Origin of the sequence: Duganella sp. 3397, assembly GCF_031456625.1 — a bacterium.
Taxonomy (GTDB): Bacteria; Pseudomonadota; Gammaproteobacteria; order Burkholderiales; family Burkholderiaceae_D; genus Rugamonas; species Rugamonas phyllosphaerae.
In genome coordinates this window covers 571957-590307 of sequence record NZ_JAVDVB010000004.1, presented here as the reverse complement: position 1 = coordinate 590307, position 18351 = coordinate 571957, and the positions used below count along the sequence as shown (strand labels likewise).

The following is an 18351-nucleotide window of genomic DNA, read 5'->3' as shown; positions in this document are numbered from 1 at the left end:
CAGGCACACTGCGGTCTTCGTTTAGCCGAGGACATCATGACTTTTACTACTGCACTCCCCGCTGCCTTGATCGCTTTCGCAGTCGCAGCGCCGGTCTATGCGCAAGACCTGGTTCAGCGACCGACCGTGACCCTTGAAGCCGCCGACCGCCTGGCCACCTCCGCCGCTGGCGCCTGCCAGCAGCTGGGCCGCACCATCGTGGTCGCGGTGCTCGATGGCGGCGGCCACCTGCTGGTGGTCCGGCGCGACCCGGCGGTCGGTCCGCACAACATCGAGGCGGCCCGGCGCAAGGCGTTCACCGCGCTCTCCACCCGCACTGCAACGCTGGACCTGGCGCGCCGCGCAGCGCTCGATGCGGATAGCCGCAACCTCAACACCCTGCCCGAGCTGTTGCTGCTGGGCGGCGGCGTGCCCCTGGCGGTCAAGGGTGCGCCGGTGGGCGCCATCGGCGTGGCCGGTGGCGGCGGCGCCGGCAACGACCATGCGTGCGCGCTGGCAGCGATTGCCGCCGTGCCCGCCCTCGATCAACCAACTTCGTCAACCACCAAGGAATCACCATGAACCAGCTGAAAAACTTCGCCCTCGCCCTGTCGTTCGCAGCCACCGCTACCACAGCCGGCCTAGCGGTCGCCGCGCCGGCAGCCAACCCGCTCAGCGTCCACGTGCTGGACCTGCAAAGCGGCCAGCCAACGGCCGGCATCCGCGTCACGCTCGAGGAACGTAATGGCGATGGCAGCAACGACTGGCGCGCCCTGGCCGCCGGCGTGACCAACGCCCAGGGCAGGATTGCCGCGCTGTACCCGGAAGGCAAAACCATGGCGGCTGGCGATTACCGCATCGTGTTCGAGACCGGCGACCATTTCAAGCGCGAAGGCAAGGCCACCTTTTTCCCGCGCATCCCGGTCGAGTTCAAGACCGAGGCGGGCGTGGCGCACTACCACATTCCGCTGCTGCTCAGCCCCTACGGCTACTCCACCTACCGCGGCAACTAAGCGGAACGCCAGCCATCGAGCCTGGCCCGTACATCGCGCATCGGCGAATTGCCGAACACCCGGCTGTATTCGCGGTTGAACTGGCTGGCGCTCTCGTAACCGACTTCGAAAGCCGCGCTGGCCGCATCGAGGCCGTCGATCAGCATGCGCCGGCGCGCCTCGTGCAGGCGCAGCTGCTTCTGGTACTGCAAGGGGCTCATCGAGGTCAGGCGACGAAAATGATGGTGCAGGGTCGACACGCCCATGCCGGCCTGCTGCGCCAGTTGCTCCATGCGCAGGGGCTGCGTGTAGTGGTCGCGGATCCAGTCCACCGCGCGGGCCGTGCGGTCGCTGTCGCCGCCGGCTGTGGCGATTTCGCGCAGGCGCGCGCCCGCTTCGCTGTGCAGCACGCGGTAAATGATCTCGCGCTGCAGCAGGTCGCCGAGAAACGCCGGCGGCTCGCCTGAACCCAGCAGGTCGAGCATGCGGCCGAACGCTTCCACCAGTTCCACCGTCACCACGCCGGTGGCCATGCCATAGGCGTCGGATGCTTCGACCCGGGCAACGGGTGGCGCGCTGACCAGCACCTCGCGCACCAGGCGGATATCGAGGCCCAGCCGCAGGCACATGTAAGGCGCCTTCACGCTGGCGTCGAGCACCTCGCTGCTGACCGGCAGGTCGAGGGCGGTGAGCAGGAAACGCGAGCGGTCGTAGACAAAGCTGTTCTCGCCCAGGTGCACGCGTTTGCTTCCCTGCATCACCAGCGCGATGCTGGGCAGGTAGGTGGTGGGCGCCGGCGGCGTCGGTTCCAGGTGGCGGTACACCGTGAGCGCGGCGATGCCGGTGGGGTTTTCGATGGCGCTGACCAGCGGCGCGCTCTTTCGCACCAGCTCGGCGCACAATGATTCGATCGTTTTATCCATGGTTGAGGCCAATGATAGCCACTGGCGCCCCCGGCTGGCTACCGGATTCGGCGATGCCAGAGGATTAGGCAAGCGACATAGAGGAACGGGATACCGCCGTGCCTGTCGAGGCGGCACACTGGTCCGGTTAGCCGGGCATGGCCCGGCATTCCCGAACCATGGAGCCCCAGATGCCAGACACGATGCCAAAAAACCCGGTGCCAGCCGCGCCAACGATTGACCGCCGCACCTTCATCGCCACCAGTTCCGGCGCCGTGGCCGCCACCATGCTGCCCGGTGTCAGCAAGGCAGCAGGCCAGAGCCCTTCCACCAGCGGCGCCGTCCCCTTTGCCAAAACCACCCTCACCGTCAACGGCAGACAACACCAGCTCGACCTCGATACCCGCGTCACCCTGCTCGACGCGCTGCGCGAACACCTGCACCTGACCGGCACCAAGAAGGGTTGCGACCACGGCCAGTGCGGCGTCTGCACGGTACTGGTGGGTGGCCGCCGCATCAACTCGTGCCTGAGCCTGGCCGTGATGCACGACGGCGACCACGTCACCACCATCGAAGGCCTGGGCACGCCCGATAAGCTGCACGCGATGCAGGCAGCCTTCGTCAAGCACGACGGCTACCAGTGCGGCTACTGTACGCCCGGCCAGATCTGCTCGGCCGTGGCCACGCTCGACGAAATCAAGCGCGGCGTACCGAGCCACGTCACCGGCGACCTCAATGCCGCGCCGCTGCTGAGCGCCGAAGAACTGCGCGAGCGCATGAGCGGCAATATCTGCCGCTGCGGCGCCTACTCCAACATCATCGACGCCATCACCGACGTGGCCGGGAGCCGCGCATGAAAGCCTTCACCTACGAACGCGCCCGCACCCCGGCCGAAGCGGCAGCGGCCATCGCCCGCACCCCGGGCGCGCGCTTCATTGCCGGCGGCACCAACCTGCTCGACCTGATGAAACTGGAAATCGACACGCCCGCGCACCTGGTGGACGTCAACCACATCGGCCTGGACCAGATCGCCGCGACGCCGGACGGCGGCCTGCGCATCGGCGCGCTGGTGCGCAACACCGAGCTCGCTGCCGACGCCACCGTGCGGCGCGGCTACGGCGTGCTGTCGCGTGCGCTGCTGGCTGGCGCCTCGGCGCAGCTGCGCAACAAGGCCACTACCGCCGGCAACCTGCTGCAGCGCACGCGCTGCCCGTATTTCTACGACACCAACCAGGCCTGCAACAAGCGCCAGCCCGGCAGCGGTTGCGCGGCCATTGGCGGCTTTACCCGGGGCCTGGCCATCATCGGCCACAGCGACGCCTGCCTGGCCACCCACCCGAGCGACATGGCCGTGGCCATGCGCGCGCTCGATGCGGTGGTGGAAACCGTGCGCGCCGACGGCGCCACGCGCAGCATTGCCATCGCCGACTTTTACCGCCTGCCCGGCAACGCGCCCGAGCGCGACACCAACCTGGCCCCCGGCGAGCTGATTACGTCGGTGGTGCTGCCGCCACCGGTGGGCGGCCAGCATTTCTATCGCAAGGTGCGCGACCGCGCCTCGTATGCGTTCGCGCTGGTGTCGGTGGCCGCCATCGTCCAGCCGGACGGCAGCGGGCGCGTGGCGCTGGGCGGCGTCGCCCACCAGCCGTGGCGCCGGCCGGAAGCCGACAGCGCGCTGCAACAAGGCGAGCAAGGCGCCCGGGCCGCCATGGCGCACCTGCTGGACGGCGCCAGACCGACCGCCGACAACGGCTACAAGGCAGTGCTGGCCGAACGCACGCTGCACGCCATCCTGGAACAAGCCACCAAGGAACGCGCATGAAATTCGACAAACCCGCCACCACCAATCCGATCGACCAGCTGAAGGTAGTCGGTAAACCACTGTCGCGCGTGGAAGGCCTGCTCAAGGTCACCGGCACCGCCACCTACGCCTACGAACAGCACGCGGCCGCGCCGAACGCCGCCTACGGCTACGTGCTGGGCGCCGCCATCCCCAAGGGCCGCATCGACAGCATCGACATCGCCCGCGCCCGCGCCGCCCCCGGCGTGCTGGCCGTGGTCACCGCCGACAACGCCGGCAAACTGGACAAGGGCGAGTTCTACGCCGCCCGCGCGCTGGCCGGTCCCGACGTCGATCACTACCACCAGGCCGTGGCGCTGGTGGTGGCCGAAACGTTCGAACAGGCGCGGTCCGCGGCCCAGCTGATTGCCGTGCGCTACACGCGCAGCGCCGGCGCCTTCGACCTGGCCGCCGCCAAGGACACGGCGCCGCCGCCGAAAGCGGCCAAGTTCACGCCGCCGGCCGAAACCGGCATCGGCGACTTCGCCTCCGCGTATGCCGGTGCCGCCGTCAAGCTCGACCAGCACTACACCACGCCCGACCAGGCCCACGCCATGATGGAGCCGCACGCCAGCATCGCCTCGTGGAACGGCGACCAGCTCACGCTGTGGACCGCGATCCAGCAGATCAACTGGGGTGGGCGCGACCTGGCCAAAACGCTCGGCATCGCGCCAACGAAGGTGCGGCTGGTGTCGCCGTACATCGGCGGCGGCTTCGGCGGCAAGGGCACCATCCTGTGCGACGCCGTGCTGGCCGCTTTAGGCGCGCGCGCAGCCAAACGGCCGGTGAAAGTGGCGTTGCAGCGCCCGCTAATGTTCAACAACGTCACCCACCGCCCGGCCACCATCCAGCGCCTGCGCATCGGCGCCACCAGCACCGGCGAGATCGTCGCCATCGGCCACGAAAGCTGGTCCGGCAATATCGCCGGCGGCCGGCCCGAGGCAGCCACCGCTCCCACCCGCCTGCTGTACGCGGGCGCCAACCGCATGACGCGCCTGCGCCTGGCCCACCTGGACCTGGCCGAAGGCAGCGCCATGCGCGCACCTGGCGAGGCGCCCGGCATGATGGCGCTGGAAATCGCCATAGACGAACTGGCCGAGCAGCTGAAGCTGGACCCGGTGGAACTGCGCATCCGCAACGACATCCAGGTCGATCCGGAAAACCCCGGGCGGCCCTACTCCCAGCGCCAGCTGGTGCAGTGCCTGCGCACCGGCGCCGAGCGCTTCGGCTGGCAAAAGCGACCGCAGCGCCCGGCCAGCCGCCGCGACGGCCGCTGGCTGGTCGGCTACGGCGTGGCGGCGGCCATCCGTGGCGCGCCGATCACCACGTCTGCCGCCCGCGTGCGCCTCGACCAGCGCGGCGTGATCACGGTGGAAACCGACATGACCGACATCGGCACCGGCAGCTATACCATCATCGCCCAGACCGCCGCCGAGATGATGGGCGTGACGGTCGAGCAGGTGGTGGTCAAACTCGGCGACTCGCGCTTTCCGGAATCGTCCGGCTCCGGCGGCCAGTGGGGCGCGGCCTCGTCAACCGCCGGCGTGTATGCGGCGTGCGTCAAACTGCGCGAGGCGGTGGCGAAGCAGCTCGGCTTCCAGGCCGATGACGCCACCTTTGCCGACGGCCAGGTACGCTGGGGCGGGCGTAGCGTGCCGCTGGCCTATGCCGCGCGCACGCGCGAGCTGGTGGGCGAGGACAAGATGGAGTACGGCGAGCTGTCGAAACAGTACGCGCAGCAAACCTTCGGCGCCCATTTCGTGGAAGTGGCAGTGGATGCCGCCACCGGCGAGGTACGCATCCGCCGCATGCTGGCCGTGTGCGCGGCCGGGCGCATATTGAATCCCAAGACCGCGCGCAGCCAGATCATCGGCGGCATGACCATGGGCGCGGGCGCGGCGCTGATGGAACACATGGTGGTCGATCACAAGCTCGGTTTTTTCGTCAACCACGACCTGGCCGGCTACGAGGTGCCGGTACACGCCGACGTCCCGCACCTGGACGCGATCTTCCTCGACGAGGTCGATCCCACCATGAGCCCCCTGAAAGCCAAGGGCGTGGGAGAGCTGGGTATCAGCGGCGCGGCAGCGGCGATTGCCAACGCCATCTACAACGCCACCGGGGTGCGGGTGCGGGATTACCCGGTGACGCTGGACAAGCTGATCGACAAGCTGCCGCTGCGGGCATAAGCGCGCCGCGCCGCCACCCGCAGGGTCACGCGGGTGCCGCTGCCGGGGGCGCTGTCCACGTGCAGCGTGCCGCCCACGTCGCTGGCGCGTTCGCGCATGCCGGTCAGGCCCCAGTGGCCAGGTCGGTGGCCCTGCACGGACACCTCGGCCGGCAGTCCGCGTCCACGGTCGCCCACTGTGAGCGTGAAGTGGCGCGGCGCATAGTGCAAGTCCACCGTGACGGTGGCGCTGTGGGCATGGCGGCAGGCGTTGAGCAGCGCTTCGCGGGCGATGGCGTATGCTTCCGCCGCCACCGCCGTCCGCAAAGGCCGCGCCGTGCCCTGCACCGTCAAGGAAAATTGCGCGTCGTGACGCGGCGCGAGCGAGTGGCCCAGTTGCGACAGCGCGGTGTCCAGGTCCCCCGACAATTCGTGGCCGATGCGCAGCTCCAGCACCTGCGCCCTGCCTTCGTTGAGCACCTCCTCGGCCGTATCGAGCGAGCGGTCGATGCTGGCGCGGGCCGGGTCATCGGGCGCCAGGCCGTGCTTGATGCGGTCGAACTGCAGCATCAGCGCTTCCACGCTTTGCAAGAAGTTGTCGTGCAGCGTACGGGCGATGCGTTGCCGTTCCCCCAGGCGCTCGCGCAGCCGTTCGGAGATGCGCCGGGTGACCAGCGCCAGCCGCCACCAGTAACACAGCAACAGCAGCACAATCGCCGCTGCGCCGCACAGCAGTTTGAACCAGATGGTTTGCACGAAAGCCGCCTCGATGCGGAACGCCACCGCGCCCGGCACGGTACTCCACACGCCGTCCTCGTTGGCGGCGATGACCTCGAAGCGGTAGTCGCCCGGACCCAGGCTGGTATAAAACGCCTGCCGCCGGGCGCCCGCATCGCGCCAGTCTTGCTCCAGGCCGCGCAGGCGAAACCGGAAACGGATGCGCTCCGGCACCGACAGACCGGCCGCCGTGAAATCGACCTCCAGGTTGCGCGTGCGGCGCGGCAGTACCTGTCCCGATATCGGCCGGTATTGCTCGCGGTCGGTGCGCAGTGCGAGCACCTGCGCCGCCGGCGGCCGCCGGTTGCGCACGATGTGCGCCGGATCGATCCAGCCCACGCTGCCGGACGTGGCGTACCACAGGCGACCGTCGGCCGCTTCCGTGAGCGCGCTCAGCGGCCGCAGCGGCGCCGGCTTGCCTTCGTGGCCGTCCAGGTGATTGAACCGTTCGACGGGCAGGCGCAGCGCACCGCTGCGCACGCGGGCCAGGTCGGCAGCGGCCACGCGCGTGAGGCCATCGGCCCCGTGGAGCCACAGTTCACCGCCGCGCGTGAGCGCCATGCCCGAGCCGCCGCCCAGCGCGGTGCCGTCCTCCCCCTCCAGCGCGGCAAAGCGGCGGCCGTCGAACCAGCCCACGCCCTGGTCGCCGCACACCCAGAGACCGCCGCTGCTGCCCGGGTCGGCAACCATCACCGTGATATTGCCCACTTCGACGCCGTCCCCGGGGCCGTATTCGCGCACGGTGGCGCCGTCCAGCACGGCCAGGCGGTTGCCGGGATAGCCGAACCACACCCGGCCCCGCGCATCGGCCAGCAGCGACACGCTGGTGCGCGTGGCCAATGCGGCGATGCCGCCGCCTGGCTGCCACTGACCATCGCGAAACACGTGCACGCCCTTGCGCATCACCGACACCCACAGCCTGCCAGAAGCGTCCATCGCCAGCGCCTGCACGTCGTGGCCGCGCAAGTCGGGCGGCAGCGGCCAGCTTTGCCAGCGACCGGCTGCGCGATGCCATAGCGTCAGCCCGCTCGCGAACCAGGCGCTGCCGTCCGGCGCACGCGTGGTGGCCGTCACGCCCAGCAATGGCGTGGTCTGGCGCGTGCCATCGGCCAGCAGGCCGAAGCTGCGCTGCTCGTAGTTGCCAGTCGACTGGAAGTTTCCGACCCACACCGCGCCGTCGCCATCGGCCTGCACGCTCAGGCCGCTGAACATGCGCGGCGGCAGCGCAATCGTGGTCAGGCGCGATTCGCGCACGCGGTCGACGCCATTTTCGGTGGTGAACCACAGGTTGCCTTCGCGGTCGTCGAAGGCGTTGTAGATCAACTTGCCGCTGAGATTATTGGGCGCATAAAACGCGCGCTGGGTGCGCAAGTCGGGCGCCAGCAGCTTGACCCCGGCGTCGGTGTTAATCCACATGGCACCGCGCTGGTCGAGAAAAACGCCGAACGGCTGGTCGCCGTCGGGCAGGTGCAGTGGCGTGAGCGCGCCGGTGGCAGGCGCATAGCGGTACAGCTTGTGCTCGGTACTTACCAGCAACACGTCACCATCGGGCCGCAGGTGGCCGATTTCGATATCCTTGCCCGCCAGCACCCGGCGGAAGCGGTGGCCGCCTGGCGTGCTGCGGTACATGCCGTCCGGGTGGTAGGCCAGCACCGTCTGATCGGGCAGCACCGTAAAGTAATGGAAATCGCCGGCCGGCAGGCCGTCCTCGGGCTCGACGTGGCGCCAGCGCTGGCCTTCCAGCCAGTACAGCCCGGTGGAAGCCGAGAGCCAGACTACGCCCTTCGCTGTCCGCGCCAGGCGGTACACCGAGCGTTCCGGCAAACCGTCGCTGGCATCGTAATGGCGCACGCGGCCCTGGTCGAAGACGCTGACGCCGCCAAAGTTATAACCTACCCACAAGGCTGTGCCCACCACCAGCAGGGCGTTGGTGTTGGACGAGCGCAGCTTGTTGCCGTCGATGGCGGTGAGGCGCTCGAAATGGACGCCGTCGAAACGGTGCAAGCCGTCGCCGGCGGCAAACCACAGCATGTCGCGATGATCCTGGGCCATATCGAACGCGGCGGTCGGGGCGCCATCCTGCTTGGTCCAGGCAGTGTGCACCATGCTCGTGTGCCAGTACGGATAGGAAGCGGCGCCAGCGCCGGTGACGCCTGACCACAGGACGACAAACACCAGCCAGCGCACGGCGCAGGCGGTCGATATTGAACGAAGCGGGAACATAAAACAGGCCAGAAAACGGACTGTTATTGTAAAGGCGGGGCACTGGTTTCGGAGGGACCGAGGCCTCCGCCTGATGGCCTATCCACGCCTCTGGCTAACGGCAGAGGCGCAGATCGGCCGGCGTGCCGGCGACGCTTAATCGAGGAAGTCGGCGAACTCGCGCTGTGCGTAACCGTGGAGATTTTTCCACGGCGCCGGCATTGCGCCGGCGCGCGCCACCACGTCCACCCGGCGGTAAAAGGTCCCGGCCTTGTCGCCGCTCTCGATCATCAACGGAATCTGGCGCTGTTCGTCCCACAGCACGCGCTGATAGACGCCATTGTCCTCGCGCTCGCGCCACCTGGCGCCCGGCGTGGTGCTGGCGCGGGCGGTCACTGTCATGGTTTTGAGCAGCCGTGGATCGAGCAGGTAGAACGCGCGGTCCCACGAACCGTCGAAGTTGACGTTGTCAAATTCGGTGGCGGGAATCGCGATCACCGCCTTCTCCCTGGCATCGACAAACTCCAGGCGCGGCGTCTTGCCGGCATCGATCACGTGGCGCGGCATGGCGATGTGATTGAGGCCGTGGCGGTGGCCACCCTCTTCGTTCTGGTGCTGGTGCTGGAACTGCGGCGCATTGGCCGGCAGCACCCGCGCGCTCCACACGTGGCCGGGCCGGCGCAACATGGTTTCCTGGTAGCGCGACTCGCGGGTGACGCCATCGGGCGTCAAGGTTTTGCTGTAGTAGGTAATCGCCAGGTCCAGGTCCGGCGCGGAGGCAGCCGGCGCGTTGGCGACGGCGTGGACGGTGCCAGCGAGGCTGAGCGTGGCGAGAAGGACAGATAGGCTGGAAGTTTGCATGATATTTCTGTATGAATTAATGCCGACTCCGTTTATTCCGTCATTCCCGCGTGCGCGGGAATGACGGAATGGCGTTTTTCGTCTTGATTGGATTCCCGCCTGCCTGGCGGTCCACCAAGACCCTTTGCATCGCGTACTTAAAACCCGAACGCCGTCTTCAGCAAACCGAACACCTTGGTGTTATCCAGCGTGCCCTTGAACGGCTTGGCGCCGGCGCCGGTGGCGAACAGTTTGACATCGCCGCCGCCGTGGGTTTCGCTCGACAGGCGCACACCGGTCTCCTGCAGGTAGTTATCAGCCATGACGGTGGTGCTGTCGAGGTTGTCGCGCAGGTTCGGGCGGTTCGGGCCGTTGCCGAATACCAGCGTGGTGTAGGTCTTGCCGTCGGCATCCTTGGCCGGCTGGCCGTCGCGGTAACCACGGTTGATGTCGAGGATAGGATTGCCGCGCTTGCCGTAGCCGTTGAACGCCAGCGTGTGGTCATGGTCGGCGGTGACCACGATCAGGGTGTTGGCCAGGGTCGGGTCGGTCAGCCTGGCCTTGGCCAGCGCGGCCTTGATGGCGTCGTCGAAAGCGATGGTGTCGGTCAGCGCGCGCTTGGCGTTGGTGCCGTGCAGCGCATGGTCGATACGGCCGCCCTCCACCATCAGGAAGTAGCCGTTGGTGTTTTGCGCCAGCAGGTCCATGGCCTTGACCGTCATCTCGGCCAGGCTCGGTTGCGCCGCGCCCTCGCCCAGCGGCGGCGTGGCGGTGCGATCGAGTTCGTATTCGAGGTGGCTGCGGCTGCTGTACAGGCCGATGAACTTCTTGCCGGTGGCGGCGTTCATCTCGGTCTTGTTGGCGGCCACCGTGTAGCCCTTGGCGGCCAGCTCGGTCAGCAGGTTGCGGCCATCGGCGCGGCCGGTGGTGTTGCCGGCGCCGTAAGGGGTGAAGTGGTTGCGGCCACCGCCCATCAGCACATCGACGCCATCGCCCAGGGCCGTGTTGAAACCGGCGCCGCCGGGCACCAGCTGCGCGGCGATCTGGTACTGGGCGTTGCGGTTGCAGATGTGCGACCAGGCCGTCGCCGGTGTGGCGTGGGTCAGCTCGGTGGTGGTAATCGTGCCCACGGCCTTGCCCTTGGCCTTGGCCAGTTCCAGGATGGTGGCAGCCGGGGTGCCGTTGGTGGCCGCGCAGTTGTTCACGCCGAGGTTGCCGTTGGCGTCGCGGCCCGGGTTGGTTGCCACGGTTTCGGGCGACATCGAGATCACCTCGTTGTTCATTTTGACGCCGGTCATGTAGGCGGCCATCGACGGGGCGCTGTCGGTGGTCTGGGCGTCGGCCGAGAAGGTCTTGATGCGCGCAGTGCGCTCGAGCGTGTCCATGGTCAGGCTGCCGTCTTCGCCGTACTTGTAAATGCGCGCGGCGGTGATGGTGGTGGGGCCCATGCCGTCACCGAGGAAGAAGATGATGTTCTTGGCTTCGCCGGCGGCGTGCGCTGGCAGGGCAAAAGTCGTGGCAAGGCCCAGGGCCAGGCTGGCCGCAATCAGGGTAGGTTTCATGTCTGGTATCCGTATGAAAGTTTTACAGGCCGGAGGCGGTCTTGACCAGGCTAAACACCTTGGTGTTGTCGATGGTGCCGGTGAAATTCTCGGCGCCCTTGCCGATGGCGCCCAGGAACACGTCGGCGCCGCCGTGGGTCTCGCCGCCCACGGCCATGCGCACCACCGCTTCCTGGTGGTAGGTGTTGGCGCCGGTCACGCTGTCGTCCATGCTGGCCATGCTGCTGCGGTTGCCCTGGGTGCGGTTCTCGCCGTTGCCGAAGCCGATGATCGAATACGGTGCGCCGTCGAGGTCCTTGTCCACCGCGCCGGTCACATAGTTCTTCACCACGCCCAGCACGCCGGCGTTGGCGGCGGTGGTCTTGCCGGTGCGCTTGGCGTAGCCGTTCAGCACCAGCGTGTGGTCATGGTCGGCGGTAACCACGATCAGGGTGTTTTTCAGATCAGGGTCGGCGATGCGCGCCTTGGCCAGCACGGCCTTGATGGCGTTGTCGAAGGCCACCATGTCGTGCAGGGCTTTCTTGGCCGTGGTTTCGTGCAGCGCGTGGTCGATGCGCCCGCCTTCCACCATCAGGAAGTAACCCTTGCTGTTCTTGGCCAATACGTCCATGGCCTTGGTGGCCATTTCCGCCAGGCTCGGTTCCTTGGCCGGATCACGGTCGAGGTCATAGCTCATGTGGCTCGAGCTGAACAGGCCCAGCAGGCGCTCGGTCTTGCTGGCGTCGACGGCATTGAGCTCGGTGACGTTGCTGGCAAAGGTGGCGTTTTTCGCCTTCATCTCGTTGATCAGGTTGCGGCCGTCGCTGCGCTTGCCGCCGGCGGCGACCGGCACGAAGAACTGGCTGCCGCCACCGAGCAGCACGTCCAGCCCCGTGCCGAGCGCGGGATTGAAGCCGGCGCCGCCCGGCACCGAGGCGGCGGCGATATCGTTTTCCAGGTCGCGGTGGCAGATGTGGGCGTAGGTCGCTGCTGGCGTGGCGTGGGTGACGCGGGTGGTGGTGACCACGCCGGTGGCCATGCCCTGCGCCTTGGCCTGTTCCAGCAGGGTCGGCACCGCCGTGCCATTGCTGGCGCCGCAGTTGTTGCCGAGCTTGTTGCCATTGGCGTCGTTGACCGGATCGACCGCGACCGTGTTGGTCGACATCGAGATCACTTCGTTGTTCATTTTCACGCCGGTCATGTAGGCGGCCATCGATGGCGCGCTGTCGGTCACCTGGGCGTCGTTGGAGAAGGTTTTCACGAACGCCGATTCCGGCAGCGTATCGACGGTCAGTTCGCCCTCTTCGCCCACGGCGTAGATCCGGGCGGCGGTCATGGTGGTCATGCCCATGCCGTCGCCGAGGAAGAAGATCACGTTCTTGGGGGCGGCAGCCACCGGGGTGGTGGGCGCGGCGTTGTTGACGGGGGTGGAATCGCTGTTGCAGCCGGCCAGCAGGGCGGCGGTCAGGCCGGCAACGAGCATCGGCTTGCACAAGGAGTTGCGGTTCATGGTGTGTATCCGGCAATCGTTTTAAAGATTTGCAAGATAACAAGCCGGTATTACCAGCCGATGACAGGCCGTGGCCGTCCTACAACATCAGGCCGCGTGCGGACCGCCCCGGTGCAATGGCAAGGTGACGCTGAACGTGGTGCCGCTCTCCTCGCCGGAAACGACCTCGATGCGCCCGCCGTGGGCGTGGGCGATCTGGCGCGCGATGTACAGGCCGATGCCAAGGCTGGTGTGTTCGCCCGCATCCGGGCTGCCCTCGTGGCCCACCCGCACCAGCGGGTCGAAGATGCCGGCGATCTTGTCGGCCGGGATGACCGAGCCGAAGTTGTTGACCGTGATGACGATGTCTTCACCGGTGTCGTCCACCACGGTAATGGTCACCGGCGTGTCCACCAGGCCATACTGGACGGCGTTGCCGATCAGGTTGGACAGCATTTGCGCGATGCGGCCGTTATCGATCATCGCCATCACGCTCGCTGGCGCCTGCAGGGCGATATTGCGCTCCGGGTGGAAGGTGCGCAATTCTTCCACCACCTGGCGGCTGACGGTGGCCAGGTCGCCGTGGCGCGCATCGATCGGCATGCCGGCGCCGAAATGGGTGCGGGTGTAGTCGATCAGGTCGTCCACCAGGGAGCTCATGCGCCTGGCGCTGCTGTGCATGCGGGTGGCCGCCAGCGCGTACTTGTGCGGAATATCGTTGGCCTGCATCAGGAAGCTCGATCCCATCACCACCGCGCCGAGCGGGTTGCGCAGGTCGTGCGCGAGGATGGCCAGGAACATGTTCTGCGACTTTTTCACCAGGTACTCGTAGCGCGCCACCGATTCGGCCAGCGCCTGGTCGATCGCCTCGTTAAAGCGCGTCATGTCGCCGCTGTCGGTAGCGCGTTCTTCCTTGGTGAAAGCGTCCCACAGCGCCAGCACGCTCGAGCGCAGGGCACGGTATTCGGACACCAGTTGCACGATGGTGTAGCCCGACAGCAGGCGTGCTTCGGCGTGGATTTCGGAGGCGGTGTCTTCATGGTCGCGGTCCCCCAGGCCCTGCGACTTGGCCACCCGTTCGCCTTCGGACTGCGGCTGATCGAGGTCGTCGGCCACGGCCAGCAGCATCTGCCGGGCGTGGTCGCGCAGCGCGACGTCGTCCATGGTCAGTGCCGGCGGTTCGACGGTGCGGGCAAAATCTTCCCAGGCCTGCAGGATCGCCTCGATATTGGTGCGGATAAAATCGGCAAGCCGAAGGTGTGCCATGGGTGCTCGCCTCGCGTTAAGGGGACTATCAAAGGGGTGGGCGATGATAGCACCTGCGGCTTGCCGCACTGTTGCTTACTTACATCGACGTCAGCGTAAAACCGCCATCGACCATCAGGCTCTGGCCGGTAACGAACCGCGCCTCGTCGGTGGACAGCCACACGGCCACGTCGCCCACATCGGCCGGCAGGCCCGCGCGGCGCAGCGGCGTGGCGGCGGCAAAGCCGGCCAGCGCTGCGTCGTCGCCCAGGCGGTGAAACATTGGCGTGTCGATAATGCCGGGATACAGGTTGTTGATGCGGATGCCCTGCGGCCCCACTTCCTGCGCCACCGCGTGCATCATGGCGTCCATGCCGCCCTTGCTGGCGGCGTAGGCCGAGCTGCCCGCCACCGCGCGCACCGCCAGCCACGACGACGTATTGACGATCACGCCGCCGGCCTTCATCGCCGCTACCTCGTGCTTGATCGACAGCCAGGCGCCCTTCAGATTGGTGCCGATGATGTGGTCGAAGTCGTCCTCGGTCAGCTCGGCGATCGGCGCGAAGCGCCCTTCCGCGCCAGCGTTGTTGAAAGCGATGTCGAGCCGGCCGTGGCGCGCCATCACGGTGGCGACCAGTTGCCGCACGCTCGCGCCCTGCGACACGTCCGCCACGCAGGCCGAGGCGACGCCGCCGGCAGCCGTGATCAGGGCCACGGTGTCATCGAGTTCGGCCTGGCGGCGCCCGGCCACCACCACCTGCGCGCCTTCGCGCCCGTAGGCCAGTGCTGCGGCGCGGCCGATGCCGGAACCGCCGCCGGTGACCAGCGCCACGCGGCCCGGCAGTCGCTGGTTGAAATTCTGTTCCATAATATGCCTTCCAGTAAACGAAGCACCTACTGAGGCGCGCCGTTTGCCGGCGATAAGCCGTCCACCATCACCTGGCCTGCTGGCCCGTATTCATCAATCATGCGCTCGAACGAACTTGCCGAACTGATCGCCTTTGCCGCCGTGGCCGAGCACAAAAGCTTTCGCCGCGCGGCCGAACAGCTGGGCCTGACCGCCTCCACGTTGAGCCACTCGCTGCGCGCGCTGGAAACGCGGATGGACGTGCGCCTGCTTAACCGCACCACGCGGTCGGTGGCGCTGACCGAAGCCGGCATGGCGCTGCTCGACCAGGTAGGGCCGGCGCTGCGCCAGATCGCCGGCGCGGTGGACCAGGTCAACGCCGCCAGCAGCGAACCGCGCGGCACGGTGCGCATCAACGCCTCGCACCTGGCGGCCGACCTGGTGCTGGGCCGGCGCCTCGGCGACTTTGCCCGCGCCCATCCCGGCATCACGCTCGACATCGCCAGCGACGACCGCTTCGTGGACATGGTGGGCAACGGTTACGACGCCGGCATCCGCTTGGGTGACAGCGTCGAGCAGGACATGGTGGCGATTCGCCTGACCGCGCCGCTGCGCATCGTGGTGGTGGGTTCGCCCGCCTACCTGGCCGAGCGGCCGGCGCCAGCAACGCCAGACGAACTCGATGCGCACCGCTGCATCGGCTACCGCATCAGGAACGGCAGCGGCACCGGCAAATTATGCAAATGGGAGTTTGGCCGCGACGGCGTCACGGCCGCCTTCGAGCCCGGCGTCCAGTTGGTGGTGGACAGCCACGCGCTGCTGGTCGGCGCCGCACTGTCCGGCGCCGGCCTGGCCTACGTGGTGGAGGCGGCAGTGGCCGGTCATCTGGCCGCTGGCCGCCTGGTAACGGTGCTGGACGACTGGTGTGCACCGGTGGCAGGGTTTTTCCTGTACTACCCGAGCCAGCGCCAGCTGCCGTCGGCCTTTTGGGCGCTGGTCGAATTCCTGCGTGCAGGCCAGGGCGCCTGACGACGGTCAGCCTTCGGTATCGATGGTACAGGTGAGCGCCGTCACGCCCTCCTCGGTGCCGGCAGACAGTACGCCAAGCTTGGTGGCGCGGCTATAGTGCTGGCCGTCCTTGCCGGGTTTGAGCTTGGCTGCCTTGGCCAGCTGGGCGACGGTTATGCCTGGCAAAAAAGCGCGATAAACCTGCTCGCCGCTGTCATTGGCGACCGCAATGCGCAGGGTATCGAAGCCGAACACTTTCAGTGGCACGGGCAACGTCACCGGATCGGTGCCTTGCGACGCATTCCAGCCAGCGCTCGCCAGCGTGCCTTCGGCCTGCTTGAACTTGTCGATGCTGGCGCAGGTCAGCGCCGCCTCGATCAAGGGCCGCGCCTTGGCCCATGCGGCGGCATCGGCCGCGCCGGCTCTTGGCGCGCCCATGGCAAACGCTGCCAGCATGCTGGCGATCACCAGCCCGCGTGCGGCGGCGCGGCATTGTGGATGACGGATGGTCATGGATGCTCCCGTGCTTGAGTTATTTATATGATAACTCTGGTTGTATTGCCGGGCCCGCACGGTTAGCCGCGTGACTGCGGCCTCACGATGCCTGGGCGCGCCGCCACTGCGCCGGGCCATGGCCTTCAGTCCGCCGGAATTCGCGCGCCATGTGGCTTTGGTCGGTAAAGCCGCAGCGCTGGGCGATGTCGGCCAGGGTCAGTTCGGAGCGCAGCATCAGGTGGCGCGCGCGCGCCAGGCGGCGTGTGATCAGCCAGCGGTGCGGGGTAACGCCGGTGCTGACCTTGAAGGCGCGGCCGAAGTAGCCCGGTGAAAGCTGGCACAGCGCCGCCAGTTCCATCAGGCCGATGCGGGTATCGAGGTGCGCTTCCATGTATTGCTTGGCGCGCGACTCCTGCCATGGCGCCAGGCCGCCGCGCTGCGGACCGCGCCGGGCCTGGCCGGCATAGTGCTGCGTGAGGTGGCTATGGACCGACAGCAACAGCGTATCGAGAAACAGCGACGTGGCCGGTCCGGACGGGTTCACCGCCACCCGGGCGATGCGGGCCAGGTGCGCCAGTACCAGGTCGTCCGCGCCCTCGAGCAGCGGCAGGTTGTCCAGGCGCCGGGTTTCCTGGACGTCGGACAGGGCGTCAAGCGCGGCATGGGGCAGGTAGAGTTGGACGCATTCGTAGCCGCTTACCAGGTCGGCCACCGGCCGGCTGCGCAGGTCGAGCATGGTCAGCGCGCCGGCCTGATACGGATCGACCAGCACTGCCTTGCCATCGAGCCACAGGCGGTGCTGACGCAGCGGTTGCAGCTGCACGGCCAGCAGCAATGCCGGTTCAGCCGGAATCGGCGCCGTCATGCCGGTGCCGCTGCGCGCCTGCAACCACGTCAGCGCCACATCGTTGGGCAGGGCCGCGCTTTCGACCGCAGGCAGATGCCGGCGGCCAAAATACTCGCCCATGGTATCGCCGTACGCCTTGCCCACTTGCCCCTCCGCAGCGCTGTTTTGTCGCCCGACAGTTTACCAGTGTCCCGACGGGCCTGCCTGTAAGCCCCCGATGGCGACGTTTTACCGCCGGCCACGTCGTTTTTGTACAAGCCGGCGGGGATCGGCCCGCACTATGCTGGGCTCGACCGAATAGTGGAAAGGGAGCGGCACGATGCGCAGCAAACGACAGAACAGATTACTGGTGGCCGGCCTGTGCGCCTGCGCCGCCGGCCTGACGCTGCAGCGCGAGGGGCTTGGTGTGGCTGCCATGCTGGCCGTCATGGTGGTCTGGCTGGCCTACCGGCTGGGGTGCGCCGAACGCGGCCCAGCCGCCACGCCACCGCCGACCGGCGACGATATCCGCCTGGCCGAACGCGCGCGCATCGCCCGCGCGCTGCATGACGCTTTTCTGCAAAGCCTGCAAAGCCTGATCCTGCGCCTGGGCGTGGCGATCGCAAGGCTGCCGGCGGGCTCGAACGACCGCCTGGAGCTGGAACGGGCGCTGGACCTGTCCACCGCCGTGATGGAAGAAGGCCGCGACGAATTGATGTACTTGCGGGCCGCCACGGTCTCGACCGACCTGGCCACGGCGCTGGCCCGCAGCGCCGAACGGTTTCGCCATGACAGCGCGGTGGCAGTAGCCATACACAGCCGCGGCGCGGCGCTGGCCATGTCGGCGCTGACCCGGTCCGAGGTGGTGCGCATCGCCTGCGAAGCCATCGCCAACGCCCTGCGCCACGCCCAGGCGCGGCATGTCGATATCGCGCTGGAATGGGGCAGCCACGCCCTCACCCTCGCCATCACCGACGACGGCGTGGGCCTGCCTGACGCGCTGCTGTTGCAAACGCGGCTCGGCGGCTGGGGGCTGACCGGCATGCACGAGCGCGCACTGCTGATCGGCGCCAACCTGTCGCTGGCGCGCCGCGCAGAAGGCGGCAGCCGGGTGACACTGGTGGTGCCGTGCACCCCGCAACCGGAAGACGCCGGCCTGGCATGGCACCAGCGCCTTTGCGGACGCCGGCACCAGTGGTAA

The 18351-nt window shown here is 67.8% G+C and carries 16 protein-coding genes; 7 read left to right on the top strand and 9 right to left on the bottom strand.

Going from position 1 to position 18351, the window contains the following annotated elements; translation table 11 throughout:
- The first annotated feature begins 36 nt into the window (after positions 1-36).
- Both J2X54_RS15425 and uraH read left to right on the top strand, forming a co-directional pair.
- Positions 37-561: a heme-binding protein gene (locus tag J2X54_RS15425; protein ID WP_310181783.1), complete on the top strand. Its 525-nt coding sequence runs from the start codon at positions 37-39 to the stop codon at positions 559-561.
- Entirely contained in the window at positions 558-992 is a 435-nt protein-coding gene (uraH, locus tag J2X54_RS15420; protein ID WP_070245844.1) for a hydroxyisourate hydrolase, read from the top strand. Before J2X54_RS15425 ends, uraH begins: the two co-directional genes overlap by 4 nt.
- On the opposite strand, the gene J2X54_RS15415 is transcribed toward uraH, so the two are convergent.
- Entirely contained in the window at positions 989-1894 is a 906-nt protein-coding gene (locus tag J2X54_RS15415) for an AraC family transcriptional regulator (protein ID WP_310181782.1), read from the bottom strand. The genes uraH and J2X54_RS15415 overlap by 4 nt on opposite strands.
- A 170-nt stretch (positions 1895-2064) precedes the next feature.
- On the opposite strand from J2X54_RS15415, the gene paoA reads away from it, so the two are divergent.
- From paoA to paoC, 3 genes are read left to right on the top strand one after another with little or no spacing between them, the layout of a single operon-like run.
- The gene (gene paoA / locus J2X54_RS15410; RefSeq protein WP_310181781.1) at positions 2065-2730 is read left to right on the top strand and encodes an aldehyde dehydrogenase iron-sulfur subunit PaoA; all 666 of its coding nucleotides are present in this window, start codon (positions 2065-2067) and stop codon (positions 2728-2730) included.
- Entirely contained in the window at positions 2727-3695 is a 969-nt protein-coding gene (locus tag J2X54_RS15405) for a xanthine dehydrogenase family protein subunit M (RefSeq protein WP_310181778.1), read from the top strand. The genes paoA and J2X54_RS15405 overlap by 4 nt, the downstream gene beginning before the upstream one ends.
- Positions 3692-5902 (top strand): aldehyde oxidoreductase molybdenum-binding subunit PaoC, encoded by a 2211-nt coding sequence (paoC, locus tag J2X54_RS15400; RefSeq protein WP_310181775.1) that lies wholly within the window; start codon positions 3692-3694, stop codon positions 5900-5902. The genes J2X54_RS15405 and paoC overlap by 4 nt, the downstream gene beginning before the upstream one ends.
- Here the strand turns inward: paoC and J2X54_RS15395 are convergent.
- The 6 genes from J2X54_RS15395 to J2X54_RS15370 all read right to left on the bottom strand — a co-directional run bounded on the left by J2X54_RS15395 (position 5851) and on the right by J2X54_RS15370 (position 14842).
- Positions 5851-8880, bottom strand: coding sequence for an ATP-binding protein (locus J2X54_RS15395; RefSeq protein ID WP_310181772.1), 3030 nt, complete (start codon positions 8878-8880; stop codon positions 5851-5853). The two genes, paoC and J2X54_RS15395, sit on opposite strands and share 52 nt — an antisense overlap.
- A gap of 135 nt (positions 8881-9015) precedes the next feature.
- The gene (locus J2X54_RS15390) at positions 9016-9720 is read right to left on the bottom strand and encodes a hypothetical protein (protein WP_310181769.1); all 705 of its coding nucleotides are present in this window, start codon (positions 9718-9720) and stop codon (positions 9016-9018) included.
- A gap of 137 nt (positions 9721-9857) precedes the next feature.
- Positions 9858-11261 carry an alkaline phosphatase gene (locus J2X54_RS15385; RefSeq protein WP_310181767.1) on the bottom strand — a complete coding sequence of 468 codons (1404 nt, stop codon included), beginning with the start codon at positions 11259-11261 and terminating at the stop codon, positions 9858-9860.
- 22 nt (positions 11262-11283) lie between these two features.
- Positions 11284-12750: an alkaline phosphatase gene (locus J2X54_RS15380; protein WP_310181765.1), complete on the bottom strand. Its 1467-nt coding sequence runs from the start codon at positions 12748-12750 to the stop codon at positions 11284-11286.
- A gap of 87 nt (positions 12751-12837) precedes the next feature.
- On the bottom strand, positions 12838-13995 hold the full coding sequence (locus tag J2X54_RS15375) for a sensor histidine kinase (protein ID WP_310181763.1): 1158 nt from the start codon (positions 13993-13995) through the stop codon (positions 12838-12840).
- A gap of 79 nt (positions 13996-14074) precedes the next feature.
- A complete protein-coding gene (locus tag J2X54_RS15370; protein WP_310181761.1) occupies positions 14075-14842 on the bottom strand; it encodes a glucose 1-dehydrogenase in 768 nt (255 codons plus the stop codon).
- A 99-nt stretch (positions 14843-14941) separates the two neighbouring features.
- Here J2X54_RS15370 and J2X54_RS15365 point away from each other — a divergent pair, with 99 nt between their 5' ends.
- A complete protein-coding gene (locus tag J2X54_RS15365; protein WP_310181759.1) occupies positions 14942-15850 on the top strand; it encodes a LysR family transcriptional regulator in 909 nt (302 codons plus the stop codon).
- A gap of 6 nt (positions 15851-15856) precedes the next feature.
- Here J2X54_RS15365 and J2X54_RS15360 read toward each other — a convergent pair whose 3' ends face one another.
- Both J2X54_RS15360 and J2X54_RS15355 read right to left on the bottom strand, forming a co-directional pair.
- Positions 15857-16342 carry a hypothetical protein gene (locus J2X54_RS15360; protein ID WP_310181756.1) on the bottom strand — a complete coding sequence of 162 codons (486 nt, stop codon included), beginning with the start codon at positions 16340-16342 and terminating at the stop codon, positions 15857-15859.
- Between the two features lie 82 nt (positions 16343-16424).
- Positions 16425-17315: an AraC family transcriptional regulator gene (locus J2X54_RS15355; RefSeq protein WP_310181754.1), complete on the bottom strand. Its 891-nt coding sequence runs from the start codon at positions 17313-17315 to the stop codon at positions 16425-16427.
- Between the two features lie 175 nt (positions 17316-17490).
- Between J2X54_RS15355 and J2X54_RS15350 the strand changes: the two genes are divergently transcribed.
- Positions 17491-18351 carry an ATP-binding protein gene (locus tag J2X54_RS15350; RefSeq protein WP_310181753.1) on the top strand — a complete coding sequence of 287 codons (861 nt, stop codon included), beginning with the start codon at positions 17491-17493 and terminating at the stop codon, positions 18349-18351.